Origin of the sequence: Bradyrhizobium sp. BR13661 (genome assembly GCF_029892425.1) — a bacterium.
In the GTDB taxonomy this organism is placed as follows: domain Bacteria; phylum Pseudomonadota; class Alphaproteobacteria; order Rhizobiales; family Xanthobacteraceae; genus Bradyrhizobium.
This window is the reverse complement of sequence record NZ_JARXWB010000003.1, coordinates 388,586-402,625: the sequence shown is the minus strand read 5'-3', so window position 1 is coordinate 402,625 and position 14,040 is coordinate 388,586. Positions and strand designations below refer to the sequence as shown.

20 protein-coding genes are annotated in these 14,040 nt (G+C 60.9%); 14 read left to right on the top strand and 6 right to left on the bottom strand.

The window, feature by feature from the left end; all coding sequences use genetic code 11:
* Nucleotides 1-2: 2 nt before the first annotated feature.
* The 6 genes from M2427_RS07440 (at nt 3) to M2427_RS07415 (ending at nt 5,098) form a co-directional block, all read left to right on the top strand.
* The gene (locus M2427_RS07440) at nt 3-1,346 is read left to right on the top strand and encodes a nitrous oxide reductase family maturation protein NosD (protein WP_280705621.1); all 1,344 of its coding nucleotides are present in this window, start codon (nt 3-5) and stop codon (nt 1,344-1,346) included.
* Nucleotides 1,343-2,251, top strand: coding sequence for an ABC transporter ATP-binding protein (locus M2427_RS07435; RefSeq protein ID WP_280705556.1), 909 nt, complete (start codon nt 1,343-1,345; stop codon nt 2,249-2,251). Before M2427_RS07440 ends, M2427_RS07435 begins: the two co-directional genes overlap by 4 nt.
* On the top strand, nt 2,248-3,075 hold the full coding sequence (locus tag M2427_RS07430) for an ABC transporter permease subunit (protein ID WP_280705555.1): 828 nt from the start codon (nt 2,248-2,250) through the stop codon (nt 3,073-3,075). The genes M2427_RS07435 and M2427_RS07430 overlap by 4 nt, the downstream gene beginning before the upstream one ends.
* Nucleotides 3,072-3,608, top strand: a complete 537-nt coding sequence (locus M2427_RS07425) for a nitrous oxide reductase accessory protein NosL (RefSeq protein ID WP_280705554.1) — start codon at nt 3,072-3,074, stop codon at nt 3,606-3,608. Before M2427_RS07430 ends, M2427_RS07425 begins: the two co-directional genes overlap by 4 nt.
* 11 nt (nt 3,609-3,619) lie before the next feature.
* Nucleotides 3,620-4,618, top strand: a complete 999-nt coding sequence (locus tag M2427_RS07420) for an FAD:protein FMN transferase (protein WP_280705553.1) — start codon at nt 3,620-3,622, stop codon at nt 4,616-4,618.
* 96 nt (nt 4,619-4,714) lie between these two features.
* A complete protein-coding gene (locus M2427_RS07415) occupies nt 4,715-5,098 on the top strand; it encodes a cytochrome c family protein (protein WP_280705552.1) in 384 nt (127 codons plus the stop codon).
* A 306-nt stretch (nt 5,099-5,404) separates the two neighbouring features.
* Here M2427_RS07415 and M2427_RS07410 read toward each other — a convergent pair whose 3' ends face one another.
* The 3 genes from M2427_RS07410 to M2427_RS07400 are packed head-to-tail and all read right to left on the bottom strand — an operon-like array spanning nt 5,405 to nt 6,417.
* Nucleotides 5,405-5,644, bottom strand: a complete 240-nt coding sequence (locus M2427_RS07410; RefSeq protein ID WP_280705551.1) for a hypothetical protein — start codon at nt 5,642-5,644, stop codon at nt 5,405-5,407.
* A complete protein-coding gene (locus tag M2427_RS07405; protein ID WP_280705550.1) occupies nt 5,634-5,930 on the bottom strand; it encodes a DUF2249 domain-containing protein in 297 nt (98 codons plus the stop codon). The genes M2427_RS07410 and M2427_RS07405 overlap by 11 nt, the downstream gene beginning before the upstream one ends.
* Entirely contained in the window at nt 5,908-6,417 is a 510-nt protein-coding gene (locus M2427_RS07400; protein ID WP_280705549.1) for a hypothetical protein, read from the bottom strand. The genes M2427_RS07405 and M2427_RS07400 overlap by 23 nt, the downstream gene beginning before the upstream one ends.
* An 87-nt stretch (nt 6,418-6,504) precedes the next feature.
* Between M2427_RS07400 and M2427_RS07395 the strand changes: the two genes are divergently transcribed.
* From M2427_RS07395 to M2427_RS07380, 4 genes are all read left to right on the top strand, one after another.
* Complete coding sequence (locus M2427_RS07395; RefSeq protein ID WP_280705548.1) at nt 6,505-6,837, top strand: DUF6522 family protein; 333 nt, start codon at nt 6,505-6,507, stop codon at nt 6,835-6,837.
* 251 nt (nt 6,838-7,088) lie between these two features.
* Nucleotides 7,089-7,673 carry a DUF6448 family protein gene (locus tag M2427_RS07390; protein WP_280705547.1) on the top strand — a complete coding sequence of 195 codons (585 nt, stop codon included), beginning with the start codon at nt 7,089-7,091 and terminating at the stop codon, nt 7,671-7,673.
* An 83-nt stretch (nt 7,674-7,756) separates the two neighbouring features.
* On the top strand, nt 7,757-8,542 hold the full coding sequence (locus tag M2427_RS07385) for a succinate dehydrogenase iron-sulfur subunit (protein WP_280705620.1): 786 nt from the start codon (nt 7,757-7,759) through the stop codon (nt 8,540-8,542).
* Between the two features lie 40 nt (nt 8,543-8,582).
* Nucleotides 8,583-9,029 (top strand): cytochrome c, encoded by a 447-nt coding sequence (locus M2427_RS07380; RefSeq protein ID WP_280705546.1) that lies wholly within the window; start codon nt 8,583-8,585, stop codon nt 9,027-9,029.
* 230 nt (nt 9,030-9,259) lie between these two features.
* On the opposite strand, the gene M2427_RS07375 is transcribed toward M2427_RS07380, so the two are convergent.
* The 3 genes from M2427_RS07375 to M2427_RS07365 are packed head-to-tail and all read right to left on the bottom strand — an operon-like array spanning nt 9,260 to nt 10,203.
* Nucleotides 9,260-9,481: a hypothetical protein gene (locus M2427_RS07375; RefSeq protein ID WP_280705545.1), complete on the bottom strand. Its 222-nt coding sequence runs from the start codon at nt 9,479-9,481 to the stop codon at nt 9,260-9,262.
* Nucleotides 9,474-9,710, bottom strand: a complete 237-nt coding sequence (locus M2427_RS07370; protein ID WP_280705544.1) for a DUF2249 domain-containing protein — start codon at nt 9,708-9,710, stop codon at nt 9,474-9,476. The genes M2427_RS07375 and M2427_RS07370 overlap by 8 nt, the downstream gene beginning before the upstream one ends.
* On the bottom strand, nt 9,688-10,203 hold the full coding sequence (locus M2427_RS07365) for a hypothetical protein (RefSeq protein WP_280705543.1): 516 nt from the start codon (nt 10,201-10,203) through the stop codon (nt 9,688-9,690). The genes M2427_RS07370 and M2427_RS07365 overlap by 23 nt, the downstream gene beginning before the upstream one ends.
* A 73-nt stretch (nt 10,204-10,276) precedes the next feature.
* Here M2427_RS07365 and M2427_RS07360 point away from each other — a divergent pair, with 73 nt between their 5' ends.
* The 4 genes from M2427_RS07360 (at nt 10,277) to ccoO (ending at nt 14,039) form a co-directional block, all read left to right on the top strand.
* Nucleotides 10,277-10,609: a DUF6522 family protein gene (locus M2427_RS07360; protein WP_280705542.1), complete on the top strand. Its 333-nt coding sequence runs from the start codon at nt 10,277-10,279 to the stop codon at nt 10,607-10,609.
* Between the two features lie 35 nt (nt 10,610-10,644).
* Nucleotides 10,645-11,463 (top strand): class I SAM-dependent methyltransferase, encoded by an 819-nt coding sequence (locus tag M2427_RS07355; protein WP_280705541.1) that lies wholly within the window; start codon nt 10,645-10,647, stop codon nt 11,461-11,463.
* Nucleotides 11,464-11,645: 182 nt separating this feature from the next.
* On the top strand, nt 11,646-13,304 hold the full coding sequence (ccoN, locus tag M2427_RS07350; protein ID WP_280705540.1) for a cytochrome-c oxidase, cbb3-type subunit I: 1,659 nt from the start codon (nt 11,646-11,648) through the stop codon (nt 13,302-13,304).
* Between the two features lie 6 nt (nt 13,305-13,310).
* Nucleotides 13,311-14,039 carry a cytochrome-c oxidase, cbb3-type subunit II gene (ccoO, locus tag M2427_RS07345; protein ID WP_280705539.1) on the top strand — a complete coding sequence of 243 codons (729 nt, stop codon included), beginning with the start codon at nt 13,311-13,313 and terminating at the stop codon, nt 14,037-14,039.
* The last annotated feature ends 1 nt before the right edge of the window (nt 14,040 follow it).

The following is a 14,040-nucleotide window of genomic DNA, read 5'->3' as shown; positions in this document are numbered from 1 at the left end:
GCATGCTTCCGGTTGCGCTCGTCGCCGCCGGATTGTCCGGCTTCGCCAGTGCGGAGACGCTAACGGCTGTGCCGGGCCAGCCGCTGCAGGCGTTGCTGGATCGTGCACGCGACGGCGACGTGGTTGAACTTGCTGCGGGCGAATACAACGGTGCGATCCGGATCGACCGACCTCTTGTGTTGGCCGGACGCCCCGGCGCCGTGCTCGACGGCGGCGGCGCCGGTAACGTCGTCACGGTATCCGCGCCCGATGTGACCGTCCGCGGCGTAACCGTCCGAGGATCGGGCCGCGATCTGCAGGCGATGAATTCGGGCATCTTTCTCCAGAAGACCGCCGAGCGCGCGACGATCGAAAACAACCGCTTGGTTGGAAACCTGTTCGGCGTCTACGTTCACGGAGCGGCGGGCTCGCGGGTCGCCGGCAACGCGATCGAAGGATTGCGCGGCGGGCGGCTCAGCGAGGCCGGCAACGGTGTTTCGCTCTGGAACGCACCCGATGTCACGATCGCGGATAACACTTTCCGCTATGGTCGCGACGGCATCTTCACGATCTCAAGCCGCAAGGACCGTTTCATCGGCAACCATTTCGAGCAGGTGCGCTTCGCGATCCATTACATGTACACCAACGACAGCGAAGTCAGCGGTAACGTCTCCATCGGAAACCATGTCGGCTACGCCATCATGTATTCCAACCGACTGGTGATCCGCGACAATATCTCGGATCGCGATCGCGATCACGGGATTCTGTTCAATTACGCCAACTACGCCGATATCGATGGAAATCGGGTGACGGGCGGCCCTCTGGACACGATTGCAGACAGCGGCGAAGAACGCCCCGACGACGAGCGGGGCATGATCCCGGACGCGAAGCGGGAGCAGGGTCTGCGGAGTGGCCCGGAAAAGTGCGTCTTCATCTACAACACGAACCACAACCGGTTCCAGAACAACTGGTTCGAACGCTGCGCAGTCGGAGTTCACTTCACTGCCGGGTCCGAAGGCAACGAGATCACCGGAAACGCCTTTGTCGGCAATCGAAATCAGGTCAAATACGTCGGCACGCGGCACCTCGATTGGTCCAAGGGCGGGCGCGGCAACTACTGGAGCGACAACCCGGCCTTCGATCTCGACGGCGACGGTATTGCGGACACGGCTTACCGGCCCAACGATCTCGTCGACAGGGTATTGTGGACCGCGCCTGCCGCAAAGGTGCTGATCAACAGCCCGGCGGTGCAGGTCTTGCGGTGGGCACAAGCCCAGTTTCCGGCGCTTTACCCCGGTGGCGTCGTGGACAGTCACCCGCTCATCGCCCCGCCGCCGAGGCCTACGGGCAGGGAGGGCGGCAAATGAGCTCGACCGTCTCCGTGAGCGGTGTCCAAAAAAACTATCGCACAATTTGTGCGCTACGGGATGTCTCGTTCGACCTGGTCCCGGGACGCCTGAGCGCACTCGTCGGACATAACGGCGCGGGCAAGACGACACTGATCAAGCTGATGTTGGGATTGATTCGTCCGGACCGCGGCTCCATCCGTGTGCTCGATGAGGATCCCGCCGCCGGGGAATTTTCGGCGCGCCGGCTGCTTGGATATCTGCCGGAGAACGTCGCCTTCAACGCCGCACTCACCGGTCGGGAAACGCTGTCGTTCTACGCGCGGCTGAAGCGCATCAAGCCGCTGAAGGCGTGGGAGCTTCTCGACCGTGTCGGACTGACTGACGCGGTCGACCGTCGCGTGGGTACCTATTCAAAGGGCATGCGTCAGCGGTTGGGGTTGGCGCAGGCGTTGCTCGGGCGGCCCCGTGTGCTGCTGCTTGACGAGCCGACGACGGGATTGGATCCGGCGCTGCGGCAAACCTTCTACGAAATCCTGAGCGACCTTCGTGACGGTGGCGCGACCGTCCTGATCTCGTCCCATGCGCTGAACGAACTCGAGGATCGCGCCGAGCACGTCCTCATCATGAACCGCGGCTTGCTCGTCGCACAGGGCTCACTGGCGGAATTGCGCAAGATCTCGCGGCTGCCGATCCGGGTGTCGATCGATCTTGCGACCGGAAAGGAGGCGACACCGGCGTGGATTGTAGGGGAGACGCTGTCGACGCCGAATGGTAGGGTCGTGCTGGTGCCTGACGAATTGAAAAAGATGGATCTGCTGCGGGTCGCGGCCGGCGATCCGCGCGTCAGGAACATCGAGATCGCCGCACCGACACTGGACGAGCTTTACGCGCACTTCCTCAATACCCAGGAGGGCGCTGCGTGAGGACGATCGTCATCATCGCATTCAAGGAAATCCAGGAAGGCCTGCGAAACCGCTGGGTTCTGGCGACCACGCTCCTCCTGGCCGCGCTTGCGCTGTCGCTTACCTTCCTGGGCAGCGCGCCCACGGGCAACGTCAGCGCAGGCGCGCTCGATGTCGTCGTCGTCAGCCTGTCCAGTCTGACGATCTTTCTGCTTCCGCTGATCGCGCTCCTGATCTCCCACGACGCCGTAGTCGGCGAGATGGAACGCGGCACCATGGCGCTTCTCCTGAGTTATCCCGTGGGCCGGGGCCAGGTAATCCTCGGAAAGTTCTGCGGCCACGTCCTGATCCTGGCGTTCGCGACTGTCATCGGTTACGGCGCGGCCGCAGCTGCCCTCGCGATTACCGGTGCCTCGGTGCTCGCTGAGAGCTGGTATGCCTTTGCTTTCATGCTCGGAACCTCGATCATGCTCGGTGCAGTTTTCGTCGCCGTGGGATATCTGATCAGCAGCCTGGTCCGGGACCGGGGAACTGCTGCCGGCATCTCGGTGGGCGTCTGGCTGCTGATGGTGCTCGTGTTCGACATGGCCTTGCTCGGGGTGCTTGTCGTCGACCAAGGAAAGATCGTCTCCGCGCCAGTGCTCGAAGCGCTGCTGTTCCTCAATCCTACAGACCTGTATCGGATGACGAACCTCACCGGGTTCAACGTCAGCCAGTTTTCCGGAATGGCCGGGCTCGCCGGCACCGCGACGACCAGCGTCGGCGCGCTGTTGATGGGACTAACCGCTTGGGTCGTCGCGCCGCTCGGGCTTGCGGCCTCGTTCTTCGCACGGAGGGAACTATGACCCTCCGAGTCCTATGCGTGATCGTTGCGCTCGTCCTCGCCGGCTGCAATCGCGACGGAGGCGATTTCGGCATGCCGCCGCCGACCGCGTTGACGACCGACGCAATGGGAGTATTCTGCGGCATGAACGTGCTCGAGCACCCCGGTCCCAAGGGCCAGATCATCACGACGAGCCGCATCGACCCTTACTGGTTCACGTCCGTTCGCGACGCGGTGGCCTTCACCCTGATGCCAGATCAACCTCGTGATATCCGCGCGATTTACGTGTCAGACATGGCCCGAGCCCCGAGCTGGGCCGAGCCAGGAGCTACAAACTGGATCGATGCCCGCAAAGCATTCTTCGTGATCGAGAGCCGTAAGCAGGGTGGAATGGGTGCCGCCGAGGCCGTGCCCTTTGGCACCCGCGCTGCCGCGGACGCCTTTGTCGCGGCCAACGGCGGGACCATCGTTACTTTCCCCGAGATCCCGAGTGCTTATGTGCTGGGAAGTGATGCCGCCGGCGAACATGATCGATCCAACGCGCGTGCCAACTGAAGAGGCCTCCGATGGCAGCAGCAAATCTCACACGCCGACGCATGATCACGATCGCAGCTGCCACCGCAGGCTCGGCTTTCGTTTGCAGTGGACGACGTGCCTGGGCGGGCGAGGGCGTGCACTGGCGCGGATCGGCGCTCGGCGCGCAGGTGTCGATCGACATTTTCCATCCCGATCGGGAGGAGGCTGAAAGGATCGTCCAGGTTTGCCTGGCGGAGGTGCGAGCACTGGAGCGGCAGTTTAGCCTGTACCAGGCGGATTCCGCCATCTGCGCCCTGAACCGGAGCGGCTTCCTGGTCGCTCCGGAGCCCGACATGGTCGCGCTGCTTAAGACTTCGCTGCAATTCTCCGACCTTACCGAAGGCGCGTTCGATTCCACCGTGCAGCCTTTGTGGCAGCTCTACGCCGAACATTTCTCTTCCGAGAAGCCGGATTCCGAAGGGCCACCGGCGGCGAAGCTGACGGAGGCACTGGCAAAGGTGGGCTACCGCGGCGTCCTTGTCAGCGATGAACGCGTGGCGCTGGCCAAGCGTGGTGCCGCAATCACGTTGAATGGGATCGCCCAGGGCTACGCAACCGACCGCGTCGTGGGAATTTTGCGTGGGTCAGGGCTGTCGACTACTCTCGTCAACATGGGTGAGATACGTGCAATCGGCGCCAGGCCGGATGGATCGCCGTGGCTTGTTGGACTTGCCGATCCCGATAAGCCCAGTGGGTTGACCGAAACCATCGGCCTCGTCGATCGAGCCGTCGCAACCAGTGCGGGGGCGGGCTTCCGCTTTGATCCCGCGGGCCGATTCACACATCTCTTCGATCCAAGGACTGGACGCAGTCCCGCACTCTACCGAACGGTGAGCGTCATCGCGCCAACCGCCACCGAGGCGGATGCGCTTTCGACGGCTTTTAGCCTGATGCCGGCATCGCGGATTGGCGAAATAGTGGCGGCCCGGCCAGGCATGCAGGTTCGGCTGGTCACAGCCAATAGTAATTTGTGTGTCTACGGCGCGTGAGACTCATCGTCCGATCCGGGCCCATCCCAATTGGACAACTGAACGAAGCGAAGGTTCCGCCCTTGGAGTGGCGGACGTAAAGAAAAGGAGAATGGAATGCGAGGATTAGTGTTCGTGGCGCTGCTGGCGGTCGCATGTTCGAGCGAGGTCCGGGCACAGGATGCCGCTGCCGGGGAGAAGGTCTTTGTCGTTTGCAAGGCCTGCCATCAGATCGGCGATAACGCGAAGAACGTTGTCGGGCCCGTGCTGAACGGGATCATCGGCCGCAAGGCCGGCAGCGTGCCGGGTTACGCCTACTCGGCCGCGAACAAGGATTCCGGCATCACCTGGGATGAGCCGACGTTCCGCGAATACATAAAGGATCCGAAGGCAAAAGTTCCGGGCACGAAGATGGTCTATGCTGGATTGAAGGACGAGCAGAAGATCAGTGATCTGCTCGCCTTCCTCAAGCAGTTCGACGCCGACGGCAAGAAGAAGTAGCCGCTTTGGCCCTCCACCGCATGGCGGTTTCCAGCCGGACGCCCCTCACTACGCAAGGCTAATCCCGTGGCTTTGAATGGTTGGCCATGAGCTGGCGCGTGTGATAGATCGCCTCATCCGCAACGTCGACCTCCGGCGCTGAATGGGTCCAGTCACACGCGTGAGGCCGCCCCGCCGAAGCTGCTGGAGCATTGGCGCAGCCGCCCACGGTCCGACCGCATCTCTTTTTTTCGCCGGCACGCGAAGAAGAGATCAGGCAAGTTCCCGGCCGGCGGCACTGGAGAGCTACCGTTCGAGCGCCCGTGACTATTCGGCGGCGTCCCGGTATGGCATCCGTTTCCGGTCGATGGCGGCACGCATTGCGGCAACGCCCATCCAATCGCGAAGCAACCCCTTGTCCTCCTTGGAGAAGGCTGCCCGGCGCTTGATGTCCTCCAGCGTCTCGCCGGGGTGACATCGCACGATATCCGCTTGGATCAGCGATTCCAGATAGGCCCGTTCCGCCTCGTCGGCCGGGCGCACATGATGGTACGAGTTACTCAGCATCCGGCTTCTCCATTTCCATCGTTTGAGTTTGATCACCATGGTTTGTCAGGAAATGCAGGCGAACCCTCCAAGTGTCGGGGCCCTTCTCCAGATATGACCAGCCCAAGCGGGCACCATGGCGCGCCTCAAGCTGTAGGCGGAGCGGCCTGGGGTCATGGTCGACGACGATCTGCAGCGAGCCATCCGGCGCGAGATGTTCGAACAATCGGAACAGGATCGTGTGCCGATATCGCGGATCGATATCGCCAACGTTGATGATGCGCTCACTGCGGCTCGCTTCCGGCATGGCGAGGCTCCTGGGAGGGCGGGTCGCTCTGGGCGAGCGCCGCTGGCTTCGGTTGCTGAGCTTTCCATTCGAGCTCAAGAAACAGTATCTCCACGTGCCGGATGATGCGTTCGGCCACCTCCGGCAAAAGGAGCCTGTGCAGCGCGGCGTGAAAATACGGCTTCAGGATTCGACCCGTGACACCGCGGTCGGCGCACATGAGGTCGATGATGTTCTGCCCAAGTTGTGAAAGACTGTCGCTTTTTGTTGTCAAATCAAAAATGGAGTTAAGCGCTTGCTCTACTCTGGCCCAATTGGCCTGCGAGATGTGCGTCAGCACATTATTGATATGGGGATGGGCGCGAAACGCGGCGAATATCTTGAATGCAAGCGCATCAGTTGAGGGCGTCGCGGGCGCCTCGCGACGGCCGGACCTAACCGTGCCCGGCATGCCTTCGTGGTAGCGGGTTGCGCCGGGCGCAAGGCGCCGTTGAGTCTGCATCTTCAATGCGTGTTGTCTCGCATCTCTTGACCTCTCGCGCTATAAGATATATTCTATATATATCTTTTTACGGTCAGGCAAGGGAGAATTGTGATGATCGAGCACCGCCAAGAGGCCAAGGCCTCGGAACCCGCACTGCGCAGGATTGAGCTGGAGGACGGCGCTTTCGTGGTCGATGCGGAGCTCTTGGCCCCGCTCTTCGGCCTACCGGCGTCGCGTGTGCCCGTCCTGATGCGCGAAGGGGCGATCACGAGCGTCTGCGAACGAGGGGTCGATGACGATGAGGGCAGATTCCGGCTGACCTTTTTCTACGGCAATCGCCGCGCGCGTCTCAGTGCTGACCGGACCGGCCGCATCGTTCGTCGATCGATCGTCGATTTCGGGGAGCGTCCGGTCTCGGGAGCCTTGCACCGGCCGGGCGGTTGAAGATGGGATTAGCGATCACTCCGTTGCCGGCCGCCTCGATTCGATTGGCTACCGTGCAATCAACGTCGTGTTGGCGAGTTCACCAAAGAGCGTCTTCAAGCTCCCATGTGGCCGATCGATCCGAGCCGGCGTCGAAGTTGAGCCAGATCAACGTGCTAGATTTCACTTGGTGGGTAATAGATCGATCGAGGGTCGGAATAATGGCTCGAAGGATATCGCAGCCCGCGGTTCTTATCCTGACGATCGCCGTAATGGCCGTAGCAGGAGTTCTGCTTGACGCCGCTCCTACGTTTGCGCATTGCGATGGACTCGATGGCCCTGTCGTCATGGGTGCCCGAATCGCGCTCCAAACCGGGGATCTCAACTCCATTTTGATCTGGGTTCGCCCGGAAGACGTGGATCAGGTCCGTCGTGCATTTGAGCAAACGTCAGTTGTCCGAAAGCTCGGCCAGCAAGCGCACGAATTGGCAGATCGGTACTTCTTCGAAACCTTGGTGCGACTGCATCGCGCCGGTGAAGGAGCGCCGTTCACCGGACTGAAGCCGGCCGGACGCGATCTCGGGCCGGCGATTCCCGCTGCCGACAAGGCCCTGGAAACCGGATCCGACAATGGGCTGGTTGAGTTCCTGACGGCTCGCCTCAGTGGAGGGGTTCACAAACAATTTCAGAATGCCGCCCAAAGGAAACGGTTTGAGCCTGACGACCTCGCAGCAGGACGCGAGTATGTCGAGGCATACGTCGCTTACGTTCACTACATCGAGCGGCTTTACCGGACAATTGAGGCTGCGGCCGATGGCCCGTTACGCGAACGATCAAGCGTCAGAGCGCAGCAATAGATGCATATGAACGCCTTTCCGTTCCGAAAAGCCGACGGGGGATGAGGAAGGATTGCAGTGAGAAGGAAGTGAGATCCTTGTCAATCGGTTCAAGCTTTGGACTGCCGAAAAACTCCCGGCTCCGTTCTGGAAAGACGTGGCCGGCGCCGCTTGGCGCGCACCGCCTCAAGGAATTGAAGATCTATCGGTTTGATCCCGACGCCAACGACGGACCGCGCCTGGATACCTATTTTGTCGACCTTGATAGTTGCGGCCCAATGGTTCTGGACGCCCTTATCGCGATCAAGGATCAGATCGATCCGACACTCACCTTTCGGAGATCTTGCAGGGAGGGGGTGTGCGGCAGTTGCGCGATGAATATCGACGGGATGAACTGGCTCGCCTGCACACGTGCGATCGAGGACATCAAGGGATACGTTAAAATCTATCCGCTTAACCACATGCTGGTCATCAAGGATCTTGTACCTGATCTCACGCACGCGATCGCACAATATGCTTCGATCGAACCATGGTTGAAAGCTGAATCTCCGCCGCCGGGTGGGCGTGAGCGGTTGCAATCGCACCGGGAACGGGCTGCGCTCGACGGCCATTATGAGTGCATCCTATGCTTCTGCTGCACTGGGGGCTGTCCGAGTTGGTGGTGGAACGCCGACCGCTACTTGGGGCCGGCAGTGCTACTACAAGCATATCGCTGGCTCGTGGACAGCCGCGATGAAGCCGCCGGTGAACGGCTTGACTCGCTGGAGGATCCGTTCCGGCTTTACCGCTGTCACACAATCCTCAACTGCAGCAAGACGTGTCCAAAGGGGCTCAACCCTGCCAGAGATATCGCCCTCATCAAGAAGATGCTCGTTGAGAGACAGTTTTGAAACACAAAGAACCATCCAAGGTCACTCCTGGAGAACTACCATGATAGCTCGCAAGACAATCGGAACATTCGTGGCATTCCTGCTCGCTGGCGGATTTATCTCGACAAGCTCGACTTATTCCCAAGTGCAAAGGGAAGAACACAAATTGACGCTGCGCGCCATCATGTCGGAACTTGGCGCTGAATATTTGCGGCTGACCAACGCGCTCCTTATCGAGGACTTCAAGGGTCTTGAGGACTCCGCAAGAGCCATTCAAGGTCATCCGCTTCCTGACGAAGTTGTGGCTGCGATCAAGAAGAAGCTCGGCAGAAGTTTTCATGGCTTCGAGCGGGTCGATGAGCAGAGCCATGAGGCGGCGGCTGATCTAGTGAAGCGAGCGGCAGCAAGGGACATCGCCGGAGCCGCCAAGACATTTGGCCGTCTTGCGGAGAGCTGTGTGAGCTGTCACAAGCAGTTTCGTGCAACCCTTCGGCCTCTGTCCGACTAGAGAAGCAATATTCTCGGGCGTATCGGGGCTTTGCCGCAATGCTAGCGCGGGTTGCGGCAATCGCCATCCAATCGCGGAGAAGCCTCCTGTCTTCCTTCGAAAAAGAAGCGCGGCGCTTGATGTCATCGAGCGTCTCGCCGCGGTGGCATCGCGCAAAGTCATTGCGGATCAGCGATTCGACGTGAGCTCGTTCCCGCTCGTCTGCCGGGGAAACATATGATTGGAATTGCTCAACATCTCCATCTCTCCATCGTCGAATCGCGGCTGTCACGCTCCAGTATCGGGATGAGCCATGCGGAACATTCGCTCACCCCGATCGCCGCCACCAAGGAGATGATTTCCAGCTTCTCCGAGCGTGAGAGGCGTCCATCGCCCAAGCGCCAGCTGAATTTGCCGGGTCGTCCCTTATTGCCGGCGGATACCTTCGAACTCGAGACAAACGATTCAGCCATGATCCCCATCCCGCTGGCTGAGGAGCAGCAGACGGACGCGCCAGATGTCAGGTCCCTGTTCCAGGTAAGCAAGCTGCATGCGGAGCCGCTTGGGATCATGATGCACGATGATCTGCAGCGAGGTGCCGGGCGCGAGATGCTCAACCAAGCGGAAGAGGATCGCGTGCCGGTACTGCGGCTCAATGTCAACGACGTTGATGACGCGCTCAAGGGTGCTGGCTTCGCTCATGACCGGACTCCTTAGGGGCTGCGTGAGCCGCGGGCGCTGGCGGCGCGGGGTGTTGCGCCTTCCATTCGAGATCCAGAAACAAGCCTTCGACATGGCGAATCAGCCGTTCTGCATGGTTGCGTTCAAGGAGCCGGTAGAGAACCCCGTGAAAGTAGGGCTTTAGGATTTTCCCGGTGATGCCGCGCTCGGCGCACATCAGATCGATGACGTTCTGTTCGAGCGGCGAAAGGCGGTCGCTCGTCGTCGCTGCATCGAGAATCAGGTTGAGCGCTTGCTCGACCTCGGGCCACTTGGCGCGCGAGATATGCGTAAGCACATTGCTGATGTGGGGATGAGCGCGAAAGACCGCGTAGATGCGGAAGGCGAGCTCAGCCGTTGAAAGCCTCTGGCGGCGCTCGCTTGGCGCCGTCTGCAGCGAGGGCGCGCGGCGAAGCATGGTGTCGGGGACGGGCCGCGCGTCTGCTCGGCCTTCCAGTCGGGCCAGAATGGTCATTGGAGGTTGACTCCCAAGCAATAAGATATATAACGAATATATCTTTATGATGGCCTCGGCAAGGGTAATTGCGATGATCGAGATCAACCGGGAAGCAGGACTTTCAGGACCGTCCCAACGCGCCATCGAGTTCAGCGACGGCGCATTCGTGGTAGACGCGGCGCTCATCGGCGAGCTTCTGCACTTGCCGGTGTCTGAAGTGCCGGTTCTGATGCGTGGAGGAGCGGTCACGAGCGCCTGCGAGCGCGGCGCCGACGAGCATGAGGGTGAGTTCCGCCTGACTTTCTTCTATCGCAACCGCCGTGCACGACTGACCACGGATTCGGCAGGCCGTCTCTTGCGCCGGTCGGTCATCGATTTCGGCGACCGGCCTTTTCCTGATGCTCTGCATCGGGCCGGCGACTGACCAGCACGATTTGATCCCCATAGAGGAGATTGCAGATGACCGACGCCCGTCCTGCCCAAGGTATGGATCTGCCAGGTAGCGGCCTCGATGTCGCGAAAATGCCGGGACATTGGTTGCTTGCGCGTCTCGGCAAACGCGTGCTGCGCCCCGGAGGCCTTAAGCTGACGCGTGTTCTCTTGGAGGGGCTGGCGATCGGACCAGCCGATCAGGTGGTGGAGTTTGCGCCAGGCCTTGGCGGTACGGCCCGTATGATCCTGCAGCGCAAGCCGCGGCACTACACGGGCGTCGAGCGGGACGAAAAAGCGGCGCGATGGGCAACCCGACGGCTCCCGTCGAACCCTGACATATCGGTCGTGGTCGGCCGAGCCGATCAAACCTCGTTGCCGGCTGCGTCGGCCTCCGTGGTCATTGGCGAAGCCATGTTGAGCATGCAGACTGCTGAGCACAAGCGCCTCATTGCGGCAGAGGCATTCCGGCTGCTCCGCCCAGGCGGTCACTACGGCATCCATGAACTCGCGGTTGTGCCGGATAATATGCCAAGCGAGCAGCGTCACCGAATTGACGAGACGCTGTCGTCCGCAATTCATGTCGGAGCTCGGCCACTTCCTCCCCGGGAGTGGAAGTCCTTGCTGGAGGGGGTCGGATTCCATGTCGTCACCATGGGTTATGCACGCATGCACCTTCTCCGCCCTTTGCGGCTCATTCAGGACGAGGGATTTCTGGGGGTTCTAAGGCTTGCGAAGAATCTCATCCTTGACGGTCCTGCGCGACGACGAGTTGTCGCGATGAGGCGGGTATTCGAACGCCACCAGCGGAATTTGAGCGCGATCTATATTGTCGCCCGAAAGGATTAGTTGGGACGTGAGTGGCCGAGAGGGCTCGACCGCAAGAATCATTTGCAACAGCTGCGACATTAAGATATATAACATATACATGTTTAATCCGCCGGGGTGAAATGGCGTCCGTCGCGACGCGTGTCTGACGCCGTCACGGCATGGGACATCGTTGGGAATCTCAGCGGAGCAGGGCGAATAAAATGATCGGACAGCTCACGAGAAGCGAGCGTCAAACCGCGCTCCTCATTCTGGTTGCGCTCGGCGTCGTCGGGCTCGCAATGGCGACAGCCGGCAACGATGATCCGATTGGCGGGCAGGGGGCGTTGGTCATGCTTGCCGCCATTGCCGGAGCATTTGGCGTGATCTCCGGATACTACGCACCGGAGCCCGGTGACGATCGGTTCGCGCGCTACTACGACGAGCCGAGCAAGGCCGGAATCCTCCTCGCCATGGGATGGGCTGTGTTCGGCCTGTTCATCGGCGACTGGGTCGCCTGGCTGCTCGTGGATCCGAAGCTCACGTTTCACGCGGCATGGTCGAGCTTCGGGCGCATCCGACCGGTTCACACGACCAGCGTGATCTTCGGCTTCGGCGGCAACGCCCTGATCGCCACCTCGTTCTACGTCATGCAACGGACCACGCGTGCGCGGCTGCCAGACCAGCTCAGCCCGCTTTTCGTGCTGTTCGGGTACAACCTCTTCTGCCTGCTCGCCGTAGCTGGCTACATGATGGGCATCACGCAATCGAAGGAATATGCGGAGCCCGAGTGGTACGCAGACCTCTGGCTCGTCATCGTCTGGGTGACCTATTTCGTCATTTACCTGCGCACGCTCGCTCGCCGCAAGGAGCCGCATATCTACGTTGCCAACTGGTACTACCTCGCCTTCATCCTCGTTGTCGCGGTGCTGCATATCGTCAACAACCTGGCGATCCCGGTCTCGTTCGGTCATGCGAAGAGCTATTCTCTGTTTGCAGGTGTCCAGGACGCCATGACCGAATGGTGGTACGGCCACAATGCGGTCGCGTTCTTCCTGACCTCCGGCTTTCTCGGCATGCTGTACTACTACCTGCCCAAACGAGCCGGCCGCCCGGTCTTTTCCTACCGGCTGTCGATCGTCAATTTCTGGGGCATCACCTTCTTCTACATGTGGGCGGGATCGCATCACCTGCACTATACGGCCCTGCCGCAATGGGTGCAGACGCTCGGCATGACCTTCTCGGTGATGCTGCTCGTTCCTTCGTGGGCGTCGGCTGGCAACGCGCTACTGACGCTCAATGGCGCGTGGCACAAGGTGCGCGACGACGCGACGCTGCGCTTCATGATGGTCGCAGCCGTGTTCTATGGTCTGACGACGTTTGAGGGATCGTTCATGGCGATCCGCTCAGTGAATTCGTTGTCACACTACACGGACTGGACGATTGGACACGTCCACGCCGGGGCGCTGGGCTGGGTGGCGATGATCACCTTCGGTTCGATTTATGCTTCGGTGCCCTGGCTGTGGAAGCGCGATGGAATGTTTTCGCCGCGGTTGGTGGAGGTGCATTTCTGGCTCGCGGTCGCGGGCACCATCATCTACGTGATGGCGATGTGGAACTCCGGTATCGTCCAGGGGCTGATGTGGCGCACCTACAATGAGAGCGGTACGCTCGCCTACTCCTTCGTCGATTCGCTCGTCGCCATGCGCCCCTACTACGTCGCCCGTGCGATCGGTGGACTCCTGTTCCTCGTCGGCGCGCTGGTCGGTTGCTACAATATCTGGATGACGGTCCGCACGGTGCCGCAGAAGGCGCATCAGGCCGCTGCCGATTTTCCTCACGCTATGCCGGCTGGCGTCCCGGTTCTTCAGCCCGGGGAGTGATCTGTTATGTTCGGACTGCACTATCGGCTCGAAACGAAGGCGATCGGTCTCGTTCTCGCCATCGTTGGCGTCTCCAGCATCGGCGGCTTGGTCGAGATTGCACCTCTCTTCACCATTCACCGGACGGTCGAAGAGGCTCCCGATATGCGCCTCTACACGCCGCTCGAGATCGCGGGCCGCAATATTTACATGCGCGAAGGGTGTTACGCCTGTCATTCGCAGATGATCCGCACCCTGCGGGACGAGGTCGAGCGCTATGGTCCCTATTCGCTTGCGGTCGAGTCCAAGTACGACCATCCGATGCTGTGGGGCTCCAAGCGCACCGGGCCCGATCTCGCGCGGATCGGAGGCAAGTATTCCGACGAATGGCAGGTGCGGCACTTGAATGACCCGCGCGACGTTGTGCCGGAGTCGATCATGCCGGCCTATGATTTCCTTTCGCAGACCGAACTGCGGACCGACGACCTCTCCGCGCATCTTGCGGCGCTGCGCAAGGTCGGCGTTCCCTACAGCAATGAGATGATCGCGAACGCGCAATCGGACGCCTACGGCCAGGCCGCGCCGGAAACGCCCTATGCCGAGGGCGTCGCGAAGCGCTACGGGGAGGCGACCAATATCCATGCCTTCGACGGCAGGCCCGGCAAATTAACTGAAATGGACGCTCTGGTCGCTTATCTGCAGATCCTGGGGCGTCTTACCGACGCTGCTCGCAAACCTGTCGCATCCGCGGAGTGAG

What these genes read in the sequence shown, in the direction of transcription:
- M2427_RS07440 (WP_280705621.1), top strand. Translation starts at nt 3, where the DNA reads ATGCTTCCGGTTGCGCTCGTCGCCGCCGGATTGTCCGGCTTCGCCAGT.
- M2427_RS07435 (WP_280705556.1), top strand. Translation starts at nt 1,343, where the DNA reads ATGAGCTCGACCGTCTCCGTGAGCGGTGTCCAAAAAAACTATCGCACA.
- M2427_RS07425 (WP_280705554.1), top strand. Translation starts at nt 3,072, where the DNA reads ATGACCCTCCGAGTCCTATGCGTGATCGTTGCGCTCGTCCTCGCCGGC.
- M2427_RS07420 (WP_280705553.1), top strand. Translation starts at nt 3,620, where the DNA reads ATGGCAGCAGCAAATCTCACACGCCGACGCATGATCACGATCGCAGCT.
- M2427_RS07415 (WP_280705552.1), top strand. Translation starts at nt 4,715, where the DNA reads ATGCGAGGATTAGTGTTCGTGGCGCTGCTGGCGGTCGCATGTTCGAGC.
- M2427_RS07410 (WP_280705551.1), bottom strand. Translation starts at nt 5,644, where the DNA reads ATGCTGAGTAACTCGTACCATCATGTGCGCCCGGCCGACGAGGCGGAA.
- M2427_RS07405 (WP_280705550.1), bottom strand. Translation starts at nt 5,930, where the DNA reads ATGCCGGAAGCGAGCCGCAGTGAGCGCATCATCAACGTTGGCGATATC.
- M2427_RS07395 (WP_280705548.1), top strand. Translation starts at nt 6,505, where the DNA reads ATGATCGAGCACCGCCAAGAGGCCAAGGCCTCGGAACCCGCACTGCGC.
- M2427_RS07390 (WP_280705547.1), top strand. Translation starts at nt 7,089, where the DNA reads ATGGCCGTAGCAGGAGTTCTGCTTGACGCCGCTCCTACGTTTGCGCAT.
- M2427_RS07380 (WP_280705546.1), top strand. Translation starts at nt 8,583, where the DNA reads ATGATAGCTCGCAAGACAATCGGAACATTCGTGGCATTCCTGCTCGCT.
- M2427_RS07375 (WP_280705545.1), bottom strand. Translation starts at nt 9,481, where the DNA reads ATGGCTGAATCGTTTGTCTCGAGTTCGAAGGTATCCGCCGGCAATAAG.
- M2427_RS07370 (WP_280705544.1), bottom strand. Translation starts at nt 9,710, where the DNA reads ATGAGCGAAGCCAGCACCCTTGAGCGCGTCATCAACGTCGTTGACATT.
- M2427_RS07365 (WP_280705543.1), bottom strand. Translation starts at nt 10,203, where the DNA reads ATGACCATTCTGGCCCGACTGGAAGGCCGAGCAGACGCGCGGCCCGTC.
- M2427_RS07360 (WP_280705542.1), top strand. Translation starts at nt 10,277, where the DNA reads ATGATCGAGATCAACCGGGAAGCAGGACTTTCAGGACCGTCCCAACGC.
- M2427_RS07355 (WP_280705541.1), top strand. Translation starts at nt 10,645, where the DNA reads ATGACCGACGCCCGTCCTGCCCAAGGTATGGATCTGCCAGGTAGCGGC.
- ccoN (WP_280705540.1), top strand. Translation starts at nt 11,646, where the DNA reads ATGATCGGACAGCTCACGAGAAGCGAGCGTCAAACCGCGCTCCTCATT.
- ccoO (WP_280705539.1), top strand. Translation starts at nt 13,311, where the DNA reads ATGTTCGGACTGCACTATCGGCTCGAAACGAAGGCGATCGGTCTCGTT.